The organism is Pseudomonas sp. Irchel 3A18, assembly GCF_900187465.1.
Classification (GTDB): domain Bacteria; phylum Pseudomonadota; class Gammaproteobacteria; order Pseudomonadales; family Pseudomonadaceae; genus Aquipseudomonas; species Aquipseudomonas cichorii.
Genome location: NZ_FYDI01000021.1, coordinates 69367 through 86311 on the forward strand (window position 1 = coordinate 69367; position 16945 = coordinate 86311).

Annotated in this window: 12 protein-coding genes, 1 tRNA gene and 1 pseudogene; 4 read left to right on the plus strand and 10 right to left on the minus strand. The window is 57.3% G+C overall.

Features of this window, described 5'->3' with window-relative positions:
- Positions 1–61: 61 nt before the first annotated feature.
- A complete protein-coding gene (locus CKW23_RS24760; protein WP_025260344.1) occupies positions 62–550 on the minus strand; it encodes a (2Fe-2S)-binding protein in 489 nt (162 codons plus the stop codon).
- A gap of 221 nt (positions 551–771) precedes the next feature.
- The gene (locus CKW23_RS24765) at positions 772–1824 is read right to left on the minus strand and encodes an NAD(P)-dependent alcohol dehydrogenase (protein ID WP_095068559.1); all 1053 of its coding nucleotides are present in this window, start codon (positions 1822–1824) and stop codon (positions 772–774) included.
- A gap of 118 nt (positions 1825–1942) precedes the next feature.
- Here CKW23_RS24765 and CKW23_RS24770 point away from each other — a divergent pair, with 118 nt between their 5' ends.
- Entirely contained in the window at positions 1943–2983 is a 1041-nt protein-coding gene (locus CKW23_RS24770; RefSeq protein WP_095068561.1) for a hypothetical protein, read from the plus strand.
- A gap of 14 nt (positions 2984–2997) precedes the next feature.
- Here the strand turns inward: CKW23_RS24770 and CKW23_RS24775 are convergent, their stop codons facing one another.
- On the minus strand, positions 2998–3996 hold the full coding sequence (locus CKW23_RS24775) for an NADP-dependent oxidoreductase (protein WP_025260341.1): 999 nt from the start codon (positions 3994–3996) through the stop codon (positions 2998–3000).
- 335 nt (positions 3997–4331) lie between these two features.
- Here CKW23_RS24775 and CKW23_RS24785 point away from each other — a divergent pair, with 335 nt between their 5' ends.
- On the plus strand, positions 4332–6137 hold the full coding sequence (locus CKW23_RS24785; RefSeq protein WP_038399883.1) for a di-heme-cytochrome C peroxidase: 1806 nt from the start codon (positions 4332–4334) through the stop codon (positions 6135–6137).
- Between the two features lie 87 nt (positions 6138–6224).
- Here CKW23_RS24785 and yegQ read toward each other — a convergent pair whose 3' ends face one another.
- The 6 genes from yegQ to CKW23_RS24815 form a co-directional block, all read right to left on the minus strand.
- Positions 6225–7547, minus strand: coding sequence for a tRNA 5-hydroxyuridine modification protein YegQ (gene yegQ, locus CKW23_RS24790; RefSeq protein WP_025260338.1), 1323 nt, complete (start codon positions 7545–7547; stop codon positions 6225–6227).
- Between the two features lie 146 nt (positions 7548–7693).
- Positions 7694–8872 (minus strand): flagellin lysine-N-methylase, encoded by a 1179-nt coding sequence (gene fliB / locus CKW23_RS24795; RefSeq protein WP_025260337.1) that lies wholly within the window; start codon positions 8870–8872, stop codon positions 7694–7696.
- A 132-nt stretch (positions 8873–9004) separates the two neighbouring features.
- Positions 9005–10291, minus strand: coding sequence for a 3-deoxy-manno-octulosonate cytidylyltransferase (kdsB, locus tag CKW23_RS24800; RefSeq protein WP_074569079.1), 1287 nt, complete (start codon positions 10289–10291; stop codon positions 9005–9007).
- Between the two features lie 166 nt (positions 10292–10457).
- Entirely contained in the window at positions 10458–12818 is a 2361-nt protein-coding gene (locus CKW23_RS24805; RefSeq protein ID WP_095068563.1) for a TonB-dependent receptor, read from the minus strand.
- A 103-nt stretch (positions 12819–12921) separates the two neighbouring features.
- A complete protein-coding gene (locus CKW23_RS24810; protein ID WP_095068565.1) occupies positions 12922–13866 on the minus strand; it encodes a FecR family protein in 945 nt (314 codons plus the stop codon).
- Positions 13863–14381: a sigma-70 family RNA polymerase sigma factor gene (locus CKW23_RS24815; RefSeq protein ID WP_095068567.1), complete on the minus strand. Its 519-nt coding sequence runs from the start codon at positions 14379–14381 to the stop codon at positions 13863–13865. Before CKW23_RS24815 ends, CKW23_RS24810 begins: the two co-directional genes overlap by 4 nt.
- Positions 14382–14611: 230 nt before the next feature.
- Between CKW23_RS24815 and CKW23_RS24820 the strand changes: the two genes are divergently transcribed.
- Together CKW23_RS24820 and CKW23_RS24825 are read left to right on the plus strand one after the other, a co-directional pair.
- A complete protein-coding gene (locus tag CKW23_RS24820) occupies positions 14612–15826 on the plus strand; it encodes an aldose 1-epimerase family protein (protein ID WP_025260333.1) in 1215 nt (404 codons plus the stop codon).
- Positions 15827–16028: 202 nt separating this feature from the next.
- Positions 16029–16102, plus strand: a tRNA-Cys gene (locus CKW23_RS24825).
- Positions 16103–16203: 101 nt separating this feature from the next.
- Here CKW23_RS24825 and CKW23_RS24830 read toward each other — a convergent pair.
- Positions 16204–16776 (minus strand): annotated as a pseudogene (locus CKW23_RS24830) (tyrosine-type recombinase/integrase); the annotation flags it as partial.
- Positions 16777–16945: the final 169 nt, after the last annotated feature.

The following is a 16945-nucleotide window of genomic DNA, read 5'->3' on the forward strand; positions in this document are numbered from 1 at the left end:
ACTCAGGTTCTGGATCACGATGGGTGAAGCTCAATGCCGAGGTCTGTGCCTCGTGCAGTCCTCAGGACTTGCCGGGAGTCGCTGCCGGTTCAAACAGCGCGACCTTTTCTCCAGCCACTTCATGCACTGCTGCATTGATGAAGTTGTAGGTGCCACAACGGCACAGGTTGACCATCGCAGCGCCGATTTCTGCATCCGAAGGGTGGGCGACCTGCTTGAGCAATGAGGTCGCAGCCATGACCTGGCCGGACTGGCAGTAGCCACATTGCGGGACCTGATGCTTGACCCAGGCGGCGACTACTCGCTTGCCCACGTCATCTTCTTCGATGGCTTCGATCGTGGTGATCTTGCGCCCGATCACGCCCTGGACCGGCACGACGCACGAACGCGCAGCCACGCCATCGATCAGCACGGAACAGGCCCCGCATTGAGCGAGGCCACAGCCGTACTTGGTTCCGGTCAACCCGAGCTCATCGCGAATGACCCACAGCAACGGGGTATCGCCTTCGGACTGGACCTGATAGGTCTTATCGTTAATCTGCAGTTCCATGATTATCCAGCCATCTCGTGGGGGAATGCCCTTGGGTGCTATTTGCGGGCCAGGTAGCAAGCGTTTCGCTTGCGTAACACTGCTGAAACGTTAGCACGCTCTTGAACACCCTCAAGTGCGTGTGGTTTCTAGGCTATATGAGCTGGATTGATTAATAGCCCTCGATTGCGCCCACGCCGAGGCCATGTACAGGTCCCGGCATGTTGCCTTGATACCCTGAATCAGGCGTTGGCCAGCGTGGTGTTATCGATCACGAAGCGGTATTTGACGTCGCCCTTGAGCATGCGCTCATAGGCTTCGTTGATCTGGTCGGCACGTATCAGCTCGATGTCCGAGACGATGTTGTGCCGGGCGCAGAAGTCCAGCATTTCCTGGGTTTCAGGGATACCGCCGATCATGGAACCGGTGATCGAACGCCGCTTGAAGATCAGGTTGAATACCTCGGGGGACGGGTGTGGCGAGGCGGGCGCGCCGACCAGCGTCAGGGTGCCGTCACGCTTCAACAGCGCCAGGAAGTCATCAAGGCTGTGGGGGGCCGCCACGGTGTTGATGATCAGGTCGAAGCTCTTGGCATGGGCGGCCATTTCTTCGGCGTTGCGCGAGATCACGACTTCATCGGCGCCCAGCTCTTTCGCCGCTTCACGCTTGGATTCGGAGGTGGTGAAAGCCACCACATGTGCGCCCATGGCATGGGCCAGCTTGATGCCCATATGGCCAAGGCCTCCGATACCGACAATCCCGACTTTCTTGCCGGGACCAGCCTGCCAGTGGCGCAGCGGCGAATAGGTGGTGATTCCCGCACACAGCAGCGGTGCAACGGCAGCGAGTTGTTCGGCCGGGTGACGGATACGCAACAGATAGCGCTCGTGAACCACGATCTGCTCCGAGTAACCCCCAAGTGTCCAGCCGGGAGCGTCTGGAGTCGGGAAGTTATAAGTGCCGATCATGCCGTCGCAATAGTTCTCGAGGCCCGAATCGCATTCTTCGCAGTGTTTGCAGCTGTCGACGATGCAACCGATACCGACCAGGTCACCCTGCTGGAAACCTTTTACGTGCTCGCCGATTGCGGACACACGCCCGACAATCTCGTGGCCCGGTACGCAGGGAAATTGAGTCCCGGCCCATTCGCCCCGCACCTGATGCAGGTCGGAATGGCAAATGCCGCAATAAGCGATATCGACCTGTACATCGTGGGGGCCTGGAGCGCGGCGGGTGATTTCCAGCGATTCGAGAGGCTTGTCGCCAGCGTAGGCACCGTAGGCTTTAACGGTCATGAGTTCTCCTTTTCATGAATACATGAGCCCTTTGAGGGCTGAGGAGAATCAGTCTAGAGGCGCAGAATCCATCGATATATTGCGTAAATCCGCATGCCGACATGAACCAGATTGGATAATGCCACGTACTTGGAAATATGGCTTATGGCCCTATATTCAGGATTACCAAAAGCAGATGCTTTATCCCGAACAGCAAAGGAGCTTTATGCAGGCCGAGGAACTGAAGAAATTTCTTGAAGCGCAAACCACGTTTTCATTTGGTGATGCAGCGACTCCTTACACGGCCAGTGATTTCTGGAGCTGGGCATTTTCCAATATGAATGTGCCGGTCTTGCGTGGCGTGTTGATCGAGTATCTGGTTGCCAAGAGCCTGATCGCGAAGTGTGGCGACATTGTCGGGGATACGGTAAGAACCCTGACGACTGATAACCCCAAAGACGGCGACCTGACTCGAAGCATTGAAAAGCACTATCAAGTACAGCCCCATGGTGATGTGTTTGACCTGCAATTGACTTGGGGCGTGACCCTGGAGATCAAGAGTACGGCGTCTCCCCAGAACTGGAGCCTCAAAAAGACTTGCCGATGGAACATCATGGAAGACAAGAACCTCTCCGAGCGGGTTTTCCCCGCACAGTTCTACATCCTGGCGCATATCAACTCCGACTCAAGTTTCAATGAAAACGACCTTGATCTGGGAGCGGTGACTTTTCATGTGCGTACAGGACGTGAGCTGGATGCCTTGACCGGGGCTAAGCAGTCAATTGGCTTCAACAGATTTGTAGGTGATGAAAGCAAACGTCCCGGCTGTCGGTTTGAGGAACTGCCAGGCGTCCTGTTGAAGTTGCAGACCGAGCGTTTGAGACTCGTGCGAGAGAACATGCTTGCGGACTGGAAGCAGGATCCGGCACCAGGTGAGCGAGAGGAAAACCTTTTGCCTCTCGCCATTGAGCAGGGTGAAGCGGTGCATCTCTTCTGGTGTAAGAAAGTGGAGCTTGATAAAGGGATGTGGCGATGCGTCCCCAGAGGGCTTATCACATCACCTTGGCGACCAGGCTTCACCCCTGATTGGCGCGACTGGGAGGCAGCAGGTTTCTCGTATGTGCCAGAGGTGAAAGCCAAGGACAGCGCTGAGGCTGTCCTGGCCAATCAGGACGATTGACGTTGGGCGTACGTTTACCTGACGTTAATGACCACCTTGCCTTTTGAGCGCCCCTGTTCCACATAACTCAGAGCCTCTGCTGTCGACTCTAACGGGAAGGACCGATCTATCACCGGCTTGATTGCACCGGATTCGATCAGTGTGCTGATTTCACGCAGTTGGGCACCATTTGCCTGCATGAAAACGAATGCATAGCTGACGTCGAATTCGCGTGCTTTCTTTCTGATGCCATAGCTCAGAACCCGCATGATCTGCTTTAGTCCCCAGGACAATTTCTGCTCGTCAGCGAACAAGGGCGTCGGTGGCCCGGAGATGGAAATGAGCTGGCCACCAGGCTTCAGAACCTTGAGCGATCTTTCCAGAACATCGGGGCCCAGGCTATTGAGTACGACGTCATAGTCGTGCAGTTCGCTCTCGAAGCTTTGCTGCGTGTAATCGATGACAACGTCCGCGCCCAGCGCTTTCACCCACTGGACATTGCTCGTACTGGTCGTTGTGGCAACAAAGGCTCCAAGGTGTTTGGCAAGCTGAATGGCGATGGTTCCAACGCCGCCTGAACCGGCATGTATAAGTACCTTCTGCCCTTTCTTTACTCTGGCTGTCTCGACCAGTACCTGCCAGGCCGTCAGAGCGACCAAAGGGACAGAGGCTGCTTCCTCCATGCTTATGTTCTTGGGTTTCAGGGCCAGTGAATCTTCCTTGACGCAGATAAGCTCGGCGAAGGTGCCGATGCGCTCCTGGGGAGGGCGCGCATAAACCTCATCACCTGGCTTGAAGTGCCGCACACCCGCCCCCGTACGAACCACAACGCCAGCCAGGTCGTTGCCCAGCACCAGTGGAAAGGAATACGGCAGGATCAGCTTGAACTCACCTTTCCTGATCTTGGAATCCAGAAGATTGACGCTTGTGGCATGCACTTGAACCAGTACGTCGTTGGGCCCCACTTGCGGGTCGGGTAACTCGGCAAAACGTCCGCTGTTTTTGCCGTAGCGCTCAATGAAAAATGCCTTCATGTTGATTTGGCTCTGTGAATTGGAAATCGGGCGATCCGGAAGGCCGCTTTTCTCGTCAGGCTGACTGGGTGTGAATGCCTGATTATGATGATGGTCATAATCTTTTTGGTCAAATTATTTGATTATGATCGACATCAAAATGTTTTGCGATTGGGCGCTGAGTCCGCAGAGGGGGTGAGAGCAGGAGTGGCCGTCCAATTCCAAGGCTTACGACAAAATGCCATCATTCGCTTGGAAAATATCTACACTGCCAATCAGGGGGCTGCCCAATCGAGGATTCGGGCGATGCGCTCACTGATTGCGGTTCCTTGAGACAGCCACGAAGGATCGAGAAAATGACAGTGAAGTCTGTGTTGGCAGCATTAAGCATTGGGGTTGGAAGTCTGACATCGGCAGTGGTACTGGCAGATGAGTACAGTCTGGATCAAAACTGGAGTGCGAAAGATCTCGCAGTCTGGCAGGACACTTCTCAAGGATCGCGTCTGGTTCCTCTGAGCTGGATGATGGCCTTGGAAATAAAAGGCTCGAAAGTGCCTTTCATGTCTGATGCGAATATTGAAAAGTATGGTTATACACCGCGTACTCTGGAGTTCGACTACAAGAGTTATCGGTTGCCCTTGGGGTTTGTGGTCGATCAAGGCAGTGACAAGTCCCTGACGTTTTCTCGCCTGCGCTGGAAGAGCAACCAGTCTGACAAGGAACCTTGGGTGGGAATGAACTGCGCGGCCTGTCACACGGCCAATGTTTCCTACGGTGGCCATACCTGGGAAGTTCAGGGCGGCCCCACCAATGCCGATTTCCAGAAGTTTGTTGATGCCTTCCGCGATGCGCTGATCGACACCCAGAGTGATGATGAAAAATTTGATCGCTTTGCGGCAAAGGTCCTTGCAGGTGACGACACCGAAGGTAATCGTCAGCTTCTGTCCAGTTCACTGAATGAGTTGAATCTTTTCCTTGAGAAAAGCGCATCGCTCTATAAGACGGATCTGGTGTATGGCCCCGGCCGAGTTGATGCTGTGGGGCATATCCTCAACCGTGTGGCGCAGCTCAATGGTGCGCCACACCCAACGCCCAATCCCTCGGATGCTCCCGTCAGCTATCCGTTCCTGTGGAACACTTCCCAGCACGATAAAGTGCAATGGAACGGTGTTGCTCCAAACAAGCGACTGGGTCCGGATGGCCTGGATGTTGGCGCTCTTGCGCGCAACGCCTCGGAAGTCGTGGGGGTCTTCGGTGATGTGGCCTTTCGCTCAAATTCGCTTTTCAAGGGCTTTGTTTCAAGCGTGCGCATCGATAACCTTGATCAGCTCGAGCGCACGTTGCAGCGCCTGAAACCACCGAAATGGCCTGAAAAACTCGGAGCTATCGATCCTGTGAAGGTGGAGCAGGGCGCCAGACTGTTCGACAACAATTGTTCAAGCTGCCATTTACCGTTGTCACGCGATGATCTGAAAAGCAAGATCGTCGCTCAGATGACGCCTATCAGTACGAGGCCCGAAAGCCTTCAAAGCATCAATACGGACCCTTGGATGGCCTGTAATGCGGTCCAGTTCATCAGTGATCCTGGCAAGCTCAAGGGCGCGCTTCTCAACACATTCGACGGTGTTGTCACCGATCAGACGACGTTGGTTACACAGTTGGGCGTAACGGCACGAGAAATATTGCTGAACCAGAAGAAAGACCTTCTTGAGCTGGCGTTCAAGGATTACCTGGATGTCAAGCCGTCACCGCCACGAGTCGTACACAAGAGCGCTTTCTCCTTGCTGAGCTTTGCCTCGTCCGAAAAGAACAAGCGACTCCAGGCCTGCTATGCACTGAATATTCAGGAGTATCCGACTCTTGCCTACAAGGCGCGCCCATTGACGGGCATCTGGGCAACAGCGCCTTACCTGCACAACGGCTCGGTACGCACGCTATATGATCTGCTGCTTCCCCCTGATGCACGTCCTTCGAGTTTCAAGACGGGCTCGATTGTGTTCGATCCGAAGGCTGTCGGTTTTATCGATGCCAATGGGCCTGGTGCCCCCTTCACTTTCGATACGTCCTTACCGGGGAACTCGAAGGCAGGTCATGACTATGGTGCATCATCGTTCAACGATGACGAGCGCTATGCGTTGATCGAGTACATGAAAACCCTTTAGATCAAGTGAGAGGGCGGTACATCCAAAAAATGTATCGCCTTCAATGCCGTCGTCGCGAGCAAGCTCCCTCCCACGCCAGACTGTCGCTCAACCTCCCACATCTCGCATCAACAACCCAAACCCCAAGTCCACCTCAATGGGAATAGGCAAGTACACCGTATGCCCGTCCCCGGGCGCGGTTTCGATGGCTTCTCCTTTGGCGTTCTGCAACTGCTGCAAGTCAAAGTGGAAGTTGCCCCTGGGTGTCATCAGTTCCATAGGGTCGCCGAGGCTGAAGCGATTCTTGACCCGGACTTCGGCCAGCCCGTCGCGGCGTTCGCCGGTCAGTTCGCCGACGAACTGCTGTCGTTCTGAAACCGAGCTGCCGTTCTGGTAGTTCTGGTATTCGTCGTGGACATGGCGGCGCAGGAAGCCTTCGGTGTAGCCGCGATGGGCCAGGGATTCCAGATCGGTCATCAGGCTGCGGTCGAATTCGCGGCCGGCTACGGCGTCGTCGATTGCCCGGCGGTAGACCTGTGTAGTGCGGGCGCAATAGAAGTGGGATTTGGTCCGGCCTTCGATTTTCAATGAATGCACGCCCATGCGGGTCAGGCGCTCGACATGCTGTACAGCGCGCAGGTCTTTGGAGTTCATGATGTAGGTGCCGTGTTCGTCCTCGAAGGCGGGCATCAGCTCATCCGGGCGATTGTTTTCCTGCAACAGGAACACCTGATCGGTCGGCGCGCCTGCGCTCAGGGTCGGTTCGGGCTCATAGACTTGCACAATGTCGCCAAGCGGGTTTTCCGTGGCTTCTTGCGCAGAATATTTCCAGCGGCAGGCGTTGGTGCAACTGCCTTGGTTGGCGTCACGCTTGTTGAGGTAGCCCGACAACAGGCAGCGGCCGGAATAGGCCATGCACAGCGCGCCGTGGACGAATACTTCCAGCTCCATGGCAGGAACCTGCTGGCGGATTTCGTCGATTTCTTCCAGGGACAGCTCGCGAGACAGGATGATCCGGCTCAGGCCCTGCTGTTGCCAGAACTCGACGCTGGCCCAGTTCACGGTGTTGGCTTGCACCGACAGGTGAATCGGCATCTGCGGGAAGTGCTTGCGTACCAGCATGATCAGGCCGGGGTCGGACATGATCAGCGCGTCTGGAGCCATGGCGATTACGGGTTCAAGGTCTTTGAGGAAGGTCTTGAGCTTGGCGTTGTGCGGTGCGATGTTCACCACGACGTAGAAACGCTTGCCTTGAGCCTGAGCCTCGTTGATGCCGAGTGCCAGGTTGGCGTGATCGAATTCGTTGTTACGCACCCGCAAGCTGTAGCGCGGCTGGCCGGCATAGACCGCATCGGCTCCGTAGGCGAAGGCATACCGCATGTTTTTCAGGGTACCAGCGGGGGCGAGCAGTTCCGGGGTAAAGGGTGTCATGGCGGTGTCGGTCGCAAAAAGTCGCGAACGGTAATCGCCTTGCCTGCCGGGTTTATTGATCTGGATCTATGAAACGCTGTGTACAGTATTCTTTGATGCCTGAGCCCTGCTCGACGCAGGGCTCAGGAAGGGGGACGCGGATACCGTCAGGCATTCACTTGATTGATCAGCGTCTTCAGGTAGGCAAGGCCTTTGTCGGTGATTGCGTTGCGCAAGGTCCGTTCGGCGGCGGTCACTGCGTTATGGCTGGCAGCCCGGCAGAAGCGGTAGACAAGGTCCACGGTCTGCTGTTTGTCCGGCGCCAACTGGTTGGTTACATCGCAATGCGCGATTAGCAGGTTGCGCAGGGTCAGGGTGCGGATCGCCAGGGTGGTGGCCCACTCGGTCAGGCTCAGGCCGTAATCCTGCCCGGCACTGGTGTTGGAGATGAACGGGAAACCGGTGCGGGTCATTTCGGCCGCAATGAAACGCTTCAGGATCAGATCCAGGCTGTGTTGCAGTTTTTCCGTATACAGGTGGCGATATTCGCTGCGCAGGGTCCATTGCGCCTGTGCCGGGGTTTCGCCGGGCACGATGAGTGAAGAGGTGAGTATCTGCTGGCGCAAGGAGGAGGGGGCGCCCGGCGAGTTCAAGACATTGATCAGCACGATCAGCAAAGGGTCGGCAAGAATCGGCTCGCTGGTATCTTCCTGAAGGTTGCTGGTGTTGTCGGCCAGCAGCGGGATTTCCTCGACCCAACGGGCATGTGGCAGTTCCGAAAGTTGCGCAGAAATGTCGTACAGGCGCAGCAATACCTGGCCAACCGGCAGTTTCTTCGACAGGGTGATTTGCAGCAGAGACTCCACCACCGAACGCCACTGGGCCTGATCGATACCGGGGAATTCCTGATTGGCGGCGGCGTAGAGATGATGGTCGTCCTGCGGACCTTCTTCGATCTGGAACGGCGCTTCGCCAAACAGTCCGATACGGGCAACTTCGGGGCAGCTCATGGTTGCGGACTTCACCAACGAGTTATTGATACGGCGATACATGCGAGGGTAGTTGGCACAAGTATCGGTGAGAACTGCTTCACCCTGCTGGGCATGGATCTGGCAACGTCCGCCTTGCAGCGCGCCGCACTGGCCACCCGTCTTGTCCATCTGGTAGCCCGAATCGTCCTTGACGATCAGATTCAAGAGTTCGGGAAACTCCCGGCTGTACAGGTCATGGCTACGATTGCTGACCGCAATGCGCCAGTTACCCTTGCAGCAGTTGTCTTCGCAACGCTCGGCAATGCATGAAAACTCTTGTACGTATTTGAAAGCCCTGGCGGACTGAATGCCCATGAATTCTCTCCCGCGGTCTTAGGTTCGTTTGAACCTGAGTGGCCGTTGTGCGGGAGTTGTTCCATGCAGAAAGGGAAATGGTGATGCGGATGTAAAGGCTCCCGAGCCGCTGGAGGTCGGGAGCCTCAGGTTTTACTGGGCCATCTTTGCCATGACCGACGCATAACCGGCGGCTGAGCCCAGCACATCGGCTTTGCCCTGAGCAATCAGAATGGAGTCGGAAACCTCACGGAATGCACCGGTGCCACCTGCGCGTTGCAGCACATGGGTGGCTTGCTGCTGCACGTATATCGGTGCATCGGCCACGGCGAACGACAGGCCGCAGGCAGCAAAGGCTGGCAGGTCAATGGAATCATCACCGATACAGGCTGTTTGCCCGGCAGTAACGCCTGCGGCAGCCATCAACTGCTCGCAGGCTGCCTTTTTATCCTTGATACCGAACTGGCAAAGCTCGACGCCCAGATCAGCCACGCGTTTGCGCAAAGTAGCCGAGTCGCGGCCCGACAACACGGCCACGCGTACGCCGTTTTCTTCCAGCATGCGCATACCCATGCCGTCGCGCACGTGGAAGCGTTTCAGGCATTCGCCGGTGGCGTCGTAGAAAATACCGCCATCGGTCAGTACGCCGTCGACATCGGTAATTACCAGACGAATATCGGCCAGCGCAGGTAGGCCTGGCAGTGAACGGCCTTCGATCAGGGCGCGGACTTTCTCCAGGCATTCAGGGGTATCGACGCCAGGGCCGGTGGGCTCCACCACCCAGGCACGAATGCAGTAACCGGCGGTCAGCAGGCGCAGTTGTTCCAGTTTTTCCGCGTGTTCGATCATTGGCTGGGACAAGCCGGAGTAGCTGGTCAGCACCTCGCGACGGTAGGCATAGACTCCGACATGCTTGAGGTAGGTGGCGGTTTCAGCTTCGCGGGGGTAAGGAATTGGCGAGCGGCTGAAATACAGCGCATTGCCGTTGGCGGCCAGGACCACTTTGACGGTATTGGGGTTGCCTGCTTCGGCCGAGTCTATCGGATGGCAGAGCGTGCCGACCTGCACGGACGCATCGGCGAGCATGCCCTTCACCAGTGTGACAATATCCGCAGGCCTTACCAGAGGCTCGTCGCCTTGCAGGTTGACGTAGATATCGGCGTCGACCTGACTCATGACTTCGGCCAGGCGATCAGTGCCCGAAGGATGGTCAGGGGATGTCATCACACAGGCCGCGCCAAAGCTGCGCGCCGCGTCGGCCACACGCTGGTCGTCGGTGGCAATCACCACTGTATCGGCAATGGCGGCTTCCAGAGCGCGCTCATACACATGCTGCACCATGGGTTTGCCCGCGATGTCGGCAAGCGGTTTACCGGGGAGGCGGGTGGATGCGTATCTTGCCGGGATGACGATGGCGACACGTTGCGGATGGCTGGCCATTAAGGGTCCTTAAACGATTTCAGCGGTGCAGGGCGAAAAGCGGATCATACCAGCGACAGGGCCTGCGCGAGTCAAAGTTCCAGCTTGTAGTGAGTCTCGCGAATGAATTCGCTCCTACACAATCTGTAGGAGTGAACTCATTCGCGAAGGGCTGAGAGATGTCGCCCTAGAACCTGGCACTCAAGGTCGCGACCACCGATGCCGGTGCACCAGCATAGTTACCATCGGTACTGGCAACGGTTTCGATATATTTGCGGTCGGTCAGATTGCGGCCATTGAGTGATACCCGGATGTTTTCATCAATGTCGTAGAACAGACTGGCGTCGATCCGGGCATAGCCGCCCACGTCATAGGTATTGTCGATATCACCCTGACGCTCGCCGACAGCGATCACCCCGGCACCAAAGCCCAGCCCTCTCAACGCACCTTCCTGCAACTGATAACTGGACCACAGCGAACCACTCAGGGTCGGCACGCCTTCAAGCGTGTTGCCGACCTGGATGGTGGTGTCCTTGGTCACTTCAGCATTCAGCGCGCTGATATTGCCGATGATCTCCCAGCCTTCCAGCGGCGTGCCACTGACGTCCAGTTCGACACCACGTACGCGCTGCTCACCGGTCTGCACTGAATAGTTGTCGTCTTCGGGGTCTGTAGCGGCAACGTTCTGGCGGGTGATCTCGAAGGCTGACAAGGTAGCGCTCAGACGGTCCGGGATCAGATCGAATTTTGCGCCCACTTCATACTGAATACCTTCTTCCGGGTCCAGGAGGCTGCCGTTACGCTGGATATCGCTCTGCGGGGTGAATGACGTGCTGTAACTGGTGTAGAGCGCAAGCCAGTCGGTGGGTTGATAAACCAGGCCGATACGTGGCGACACCTTGCCGGGGTCCACGTCGGTGCGGGTAATGTCAGAGGTGCCCACTGTGGTGTTTCGCTGGCGGGTGTCATCGTAGCGGGCGCCGAGGATCAGCTTCCATTGTTCGTTCAGATCAATCTGGTCTTGCAGGTAAAAGCTGTAGGCGGTCAGGTCGAAACTGGCCTTTTCACTGAATGCAAAAGGGCTGGGTGTGGCGCCGTAGACCGGATTGAAAATATCGATGGAAGTCAGGGATGCGCGGTCGCTGCGGCTGCGACGTTTGCCGTCGATGTACTCGAAGCCGGCAAGCACCGTATGGTTCAGGCCGCCGTTGGCGAAACGGGCGATGGCCTCGAACTGCATGTCCAGGGTCTTGATTCGCTCTTCGCCGTCAGTGGCGCGGCGGGCGAGGGTGCGGCCATCCGGACCCAGGCCGCGTAGATCGACGACATAGCGATCCTTGTGGGACTGATCCCAGCGAGTCATCTGGCGCAGGGTCAGCCAGTCATTGACGTCATGTTCGGCGCGATACCAGAGCGAAAACTTGTTGGCCTTGTCACGCGCCCAGGGTTCGCCCAGATAGCGGTCGGCACTCATATCGATCTTGCCGTTGACCGGAATCAGGCCGCGGTCGAACGGGCTGGTCTGATCGATATATTCCATGCCGCCGTCGACCCGGGTGGTATCCGTTGGCTCCCAGCGCAGGGTCGGGGCCAGGTAGGTGCGTTTGCTGTCGCGGAAGGTGTCCCGAAAACCCCGTTCGGTCTGTGTAGCGACTGTCATGCGCCCGGCCAGGGTCTTGGCTTCGTCCAGCGGCCCACTGGCATTGGCTTCCAGACGGTAGAAGTCGTAGGAGCCTGCCTGGAGTTTGACCTGTGCTTCGGGCGTGAAGCCGGGCTTGCGGGTGACCAGATTGATCAGGCCGCCAGGGTTGCCCCGGCCATACAGCACTGATGCCGGCCCCTTGAGCACTTCAGCACGTTCGACGTTGGCCAGGTCGCGCAACGCCTCGGGCCTTGAGGCCAGCGGGTTGATCAGCATTCCGTCCACCGCATAGCTGGTGGCTTTGAAACCACGGATCACGAAGCTCTCGGACGAACCACCATGGGAGTTACTGCGTTGCACACTGCTGACGTTGGTCAGGGCGTCGGCGAGGTTATTGGCCTGTTGATCCTCTATCACCTTGCGCGACACCACCTGGATCGACTGCGGCATGTCGCGCAGGGCCGTGTCGGTCTTGCTGCCGGTCGCGCTGCGAGTCGCCCGATAGCCTTGCACCATGCCGTCAGCCTGTTCGATGAATGAGCTGGAGGTGATGAGTGACGGTGCCAGATCAAGCGAGCCGCTGGCAGGTTGCGGGAACAGCAACAGGATACGGTCGTCGGTCAGCGACCAGCTCAACCCCGACGCCTGGAGCAGCCGGGCCAGCGCTTCACGTTCACTGAGCTGCCCGTTCACCGCCGGTGCCATCTTGCCTTGGGCCAGCGCGGCATCGAAGCTCAGTTGCAGGTTGTTCTGTCGGGCAAACTGCGCCAGTGCCGAGGCCAGCGGTTGTGCAGCGATGCTGTAACGTACAGTGCGCAGGTTCTCGGACGTTTCGGTGGCCCGGACGTTGTCCATCGGCAGGAGGATGGCCAGTGCCAGAGTCGGCAATGCAGGGAAGCGCGACATCGATTTAATCCTTCATACGACTTGATTGCATTTGAGATAAATTCTCAAATTGGTCATGAAAGACGTAGTGCGCAGTGATTTTTTCCATCTTTCAGATAAAAAATCAGAAACTTCCCAAAACATGCACCCACGGCGACACCTGCCGGGTTTCAACCGTCAGCGATTGCGCCAGTGCCTTGAGGGCTCGATCCGGTTGGTTCAGATCGAACACGCCCGTGATGCGTCGCTGTTTCAGGGCCGGGTCGGCAATCACAATCCAGCCGCTGGTATAGCGTTGCAGCCGCTCAGCGATGTCGGCCACGGTCTGGTTCTCGACGAACAACGAACCGCTGCGCCATGACCCAATGTGCGCCGGATTGACGTGCGAGTGTTCGGCTTTGCCCGATGGCCAGCTGAACTTCAGGCGCTGGCCGGGCATCAGGCGTTCGCTGAGAGGGGGCTGAGCATTTTCGGCCTGCACCTGGCCATGCTCCAGAGCGACTTCGGCGCTGTGTGCCTGAAGGTCCAGATCGAAAGCCGTGCCCAATACCCGTACCGAGAGCTGTCCGGCCTGGGCCGTGAACGGATTCTGCGGGTCGGGGGCGACCTGGAAATAGGCCTGGCCTTGCAGCAATTCCACCTTTCGGGCATCGCCACCGATCAGGCTCAATGCACTCTGCGGGCTGAGGGTGACCGTAGAGCCGTCCGCCAGTTGGACCGTCCGGGTTTCTCCAACGCCGGTGTGATAGTCGGCGCGCAGCGTGAGGCTGGCTCGTGGCGCCAGTAAAACCGCAACTGCCGCCAGCCCGGCTGCCAGCGCCAGACTGGTCCAGACACGGCGTTGCCCGGTTTTGCCTTGTGGCTGCGGTGGGCTGTGGGGGGCAGGCGTAATTGCCATGGCTGGCAATTCACCCAGCGCGCCCCAGAGCTTTTCCATCTTGAGCCATGCTGCACGGTGTTCAGGGCTGGCCTGCAACCACTGTTCAAAAGCTTCCCGGGCCTGAGGATCTTCCTGCAGGCGTATCTGCCAGTCACCGGCCTGTTCCAGTGCATCGTCCTCATGACTCACAGGGAAACATCCTTATCGTCATCCGGGTTGTCCACTTCACGGGCCAGTCGCACCAATGCATCGCGCAGCAGGCGATGGGTCGTGGTCAGGGACACGTTCAGATGCCCGGCGATTTCGGCCAGGGTACAGCCGCCAAAGCGATGCATTTCAAGAGCCCGACGACTGTTTTCAGGCATTGCTTCAAGGGCACGGGAAAGACGTTCCAGCGTCATGTTGTGCAGGCACAACTCGGCAGGATCACTGATATGGGCTGGCAGCAGCCAGGCAGGAGGGGAGACCTGATGCGCCTGTTCCCGGCTGCGGCTGCGTATGAGGTCCAGCGCCAGATTGCGCACAATCCGATACAGATACGCTGCCGGCTGCTCGGCGCTGGCCTGCTGCGGAATGAAGCGAATCCAGGCCTCCTGAACAATGTCTTCGGCCTGCATGCGATCACCCGTGATCTTTGCCGCGTAGCTGACCAGTTCCTGGCGGATCCCCAGAAACGTGTACAGATGGCCGGATGAGTCGCTCATTGAAGATCTCGAACCTGGAGAGCGGTTCTGTCGACCCGCTGAAAAGGGTGCAGTTTAAACGTGAACGATAAGTATTTTCAATTGTGCTCGCGGTTCTGATCAGAGGGTCGAATCTGCATGGGCGTATAATTCTCTTTTCACGAATTCTGCGATTTTGACTAGACTTGATGGGTCGCTGAATCGTTTAATCAACTTCAGTTGTCCCCATAATTCCAATAAGGACCACCCCCATGAAATCGCTCGCCTGGCTTCTCGGTGCCACTGCCATTGTCTCGGCTACCAACGCCTTCGCCTGGGACTATGTGCTGCTCGATACCGACAAGGCCGCCCAGAACCAGCAGATCACCAGTGCTCAACTCGGGATCAAGACCGATAAACCCTTTTCCGTCACCATGCGCACCTTGCACGGCGGTCGTCAGGAAGGCGTGAGCATCATCGAGATCGACAACGGCACCATGAAGCTCTCGGTTGTGCCCACTCGCGGCATGAACGTACTGCAAGCCTCGGTCGGTGATGTACGCATGGGCTGGGACTCGCCGGTCAAAGAGGTCGTCAACCCGGCCTTTATCGAACTGAACGGTCGCGGCGGGCTGGGTTGGCTGGAAGGTTTCAACGAGCTGGTGACCCGTTGCGGTTATGAGTGGGTTGGCCACCCGGGCATCGACAACGGCGAACTGCTGACCCTGCACGGCCGCGCGGCGAATATCCCGGCGAACAAAGTCACTTTGCATATCGACGAAAAGCCGCCTTATGCCATTCGCCTCAAGGGTGAACTGAAAGAGCAGGCGTTCAAGAAAGTCGATTTTTCGGTCCAGACCGAGCTGGTCACCGATCCGGGCAGCACCCGCTTTACCCTCAACGACACCCTGACCAACAACGGCGACTATCCAAAGGAATACCAGGCGCTGTACCACAGCAACTTCAGCACGCCGTTCCTGGAGGAGGGCGCACGCTTCGAGGCACCGGTGCAGCAGGTATCGCCCTTCAACGAAAAGGCCAAAGGCGACTTGCCTGATTGGCAAACCTACCGCGGTCCTACACCAGACTACGACGAAACCGTCTATAACGTAGTGCCTTACGGCGACGCCAAGGGCGATACCCTGACCGTGCTGCATAACAAGGTCGGCAGCCTCGGGGTGGCGGTGGGCTTCAACACCCACCAACTGCCTGTGTTCTCCTTGTGGAAAAACACCGACACCCGTGGCCAGGGCTACGTCACCGGCCTTGAGCCAGGCACCAGCTTCTCCTACAACCGCCGCTACCAGCGCCCTCTGAAACTCGTGCCGACCATCGCCCCGAAAGAACAGCGCCAGTTCCAGATCAGCTACAGCCTGCTGGCAGACAAAGGCGCAGTCGACACCGCACTGGGCCAGATCAAGACCATCCAGGGCGGCCGGGCAACCGAAGTCCGCAAGGAACCACTGGTGGACCTGAGCAAAGAGTAAAGTCTGACTCGTTGACCGGACGTGTATGGAATTATTTCATTCTCGTTCTTGACATGCCCGGTCAACCAGTCCAGAATTGCGTCCATTCCTGATTCGGGAACGAGAAAAAACCCTTAAGATTCAATGGGTTGAGGGTGAAGCCAAGGCTTGATCCAAAGAGTTCAAAACGGTTGATGTGGTTGTATAAGCATCAGGCGTCTGAGGCCGAGTAGCAAAATGGTTATGCTGCGGATTGCAAATCCGCCTACGCCGGTTCGATTCCGACCTCGGCCTCCACTATTGAAAACCCCGTAGATTAACGTCTACGGGGTTTTTTATTGGGCTGGGGAAAGGGGGATCGTTTCTGCATAATCAGGCATCGTTTCCGCATCAGGCATTTATTTGGTCGGAGAAACCACCTCGCCGACTCGTCGATAGACTCGCTTCGTGATCTCCTCTTTGGAGTGCCCCAGAAGTCGGCTGGCGTGACTGATGTCCTCGATCTCCGAGGCTGCCTTCGGTCGAATATCGCGGAACTGGAACTGCCGGACCTTGCTGGCTAGATCAGCGTTACCATCGGCCGTAAGTTTCCGAGCAGCCTTGTCACGCGCTTCGCTGAACCGGTTCCTCAGCATCTCCCAGCTCATTCGCAGTCCCGAGTCGTTTGTGATCAGTCGTGAGTTGCGCACGCCCTGCAGCTTGCGGCGCTCAAGTAACGCCTCGATGAACAATCCAAGGCCAGTAAGCTCGCCATTGACGTGCCGACGGATGCGCAGTTTCTTTTCAGTCTTGTTCTGATCGACCCACAGGTAGTCCTCGTCGAGGTCGATGGTGCTGAACTTCAGCGTGTCGGCAGGGCGCTGACCAGCCAAGTAGGCCAAGTCCATGGCGTCCTTGAGACCTTGGTCTCCCTCGGCATACACCGCATCCCAGATTTCGTCGGCAGCGTAGAAGTCGCGCACCTTTGTTGCCGCTGACCGAAAACTGACCCAGTAGAGGCTGTTCTGCCGACTGAAAACTGACCCAGGTGTTCAACTGCTTCTGCTCACTTTTTGAGCAGGAGAACACAGGGTGATCAGCATGGAAATGTTGGGAAAAATCCGGCGGATGTACTTCCGCGACAAGCTCTCGCTGCATCAG

Coding starts and splice junctions, on each gene's coding strand:
- CKW23_RS24760 (WP_025260344.1), bottom strand. CDS start 550: ATGGAACTGCAGATTAACGATAAGACCTATCAGGTCCAGTCCGAAGGC.
- CKW23_RS24765 (WP_095068559.1), bottom strand. CDS start 1,824: ATGACCGTTAAAGCCTACGGTGCCTACGCTGGCGACAAGCCTCTCGAA.
- CKW23_RS24770 (WP_095068561.1), top strand. CDS start 1,943: ATGCCACGTACTTGGAAATATGGCTTATGGCCCTATATTCAGGATTAC.
- CKW23_RS24775 (WP_025260341.1), bottom strand. CDS start 3,996: ATGAAGGCATTTTTCATTGAGCGCTACGGCAAAAACAGCGGACGTTTT.
- CKW23_RS24785 (WP_038399883.1), top strand. CDS start 4,332: ATGACAGTGAAGTCTGTGTTGGCAGCATTAAGCATTGGGGTTGGAAGT.
- yegQ (WP_025260338.1), bottom strand. CDS start 7,547: ATGACACCCTTTACCCCGGAACTGCTCGCCCCCGCTGGTACCCTGAAA.
- fliB (WP_025260337.1), bottom strand. CDS start 8,872: ATGGGCATTCAGTCCGCCAGGGCTTTCAAATACGTACAAGAGTTTTCA.
- kdsB (WP_074569079.1), bottom strand. CDS start 10,291: ATGGCCAGCCATCCGCAACGTGTCGCCATCGTCATCCCGGCAAGATAC.
- CKW23_RS24805 (WP_095068563.1), bottom strand. CDS start 12,818: ATGTCGCGCTTCCCTGCATTGCCGACTCTGGCACTGGCCATCCTCCTG.
- CKW23_RS24815 (WP_095068567.1), bottom strand. CDS start 14,381: ATGAGCGACTCATCCGGCCATCTGTACACGTTTCTGGGGATCCGCCAG.
- CKW23_RS24820 (WP_025260333.1), top strand. CDS start 14,612: ATGAAATCGCTCGCCTGGCTTCTCGGTGCCACTGCCATTGTCTCGGCT.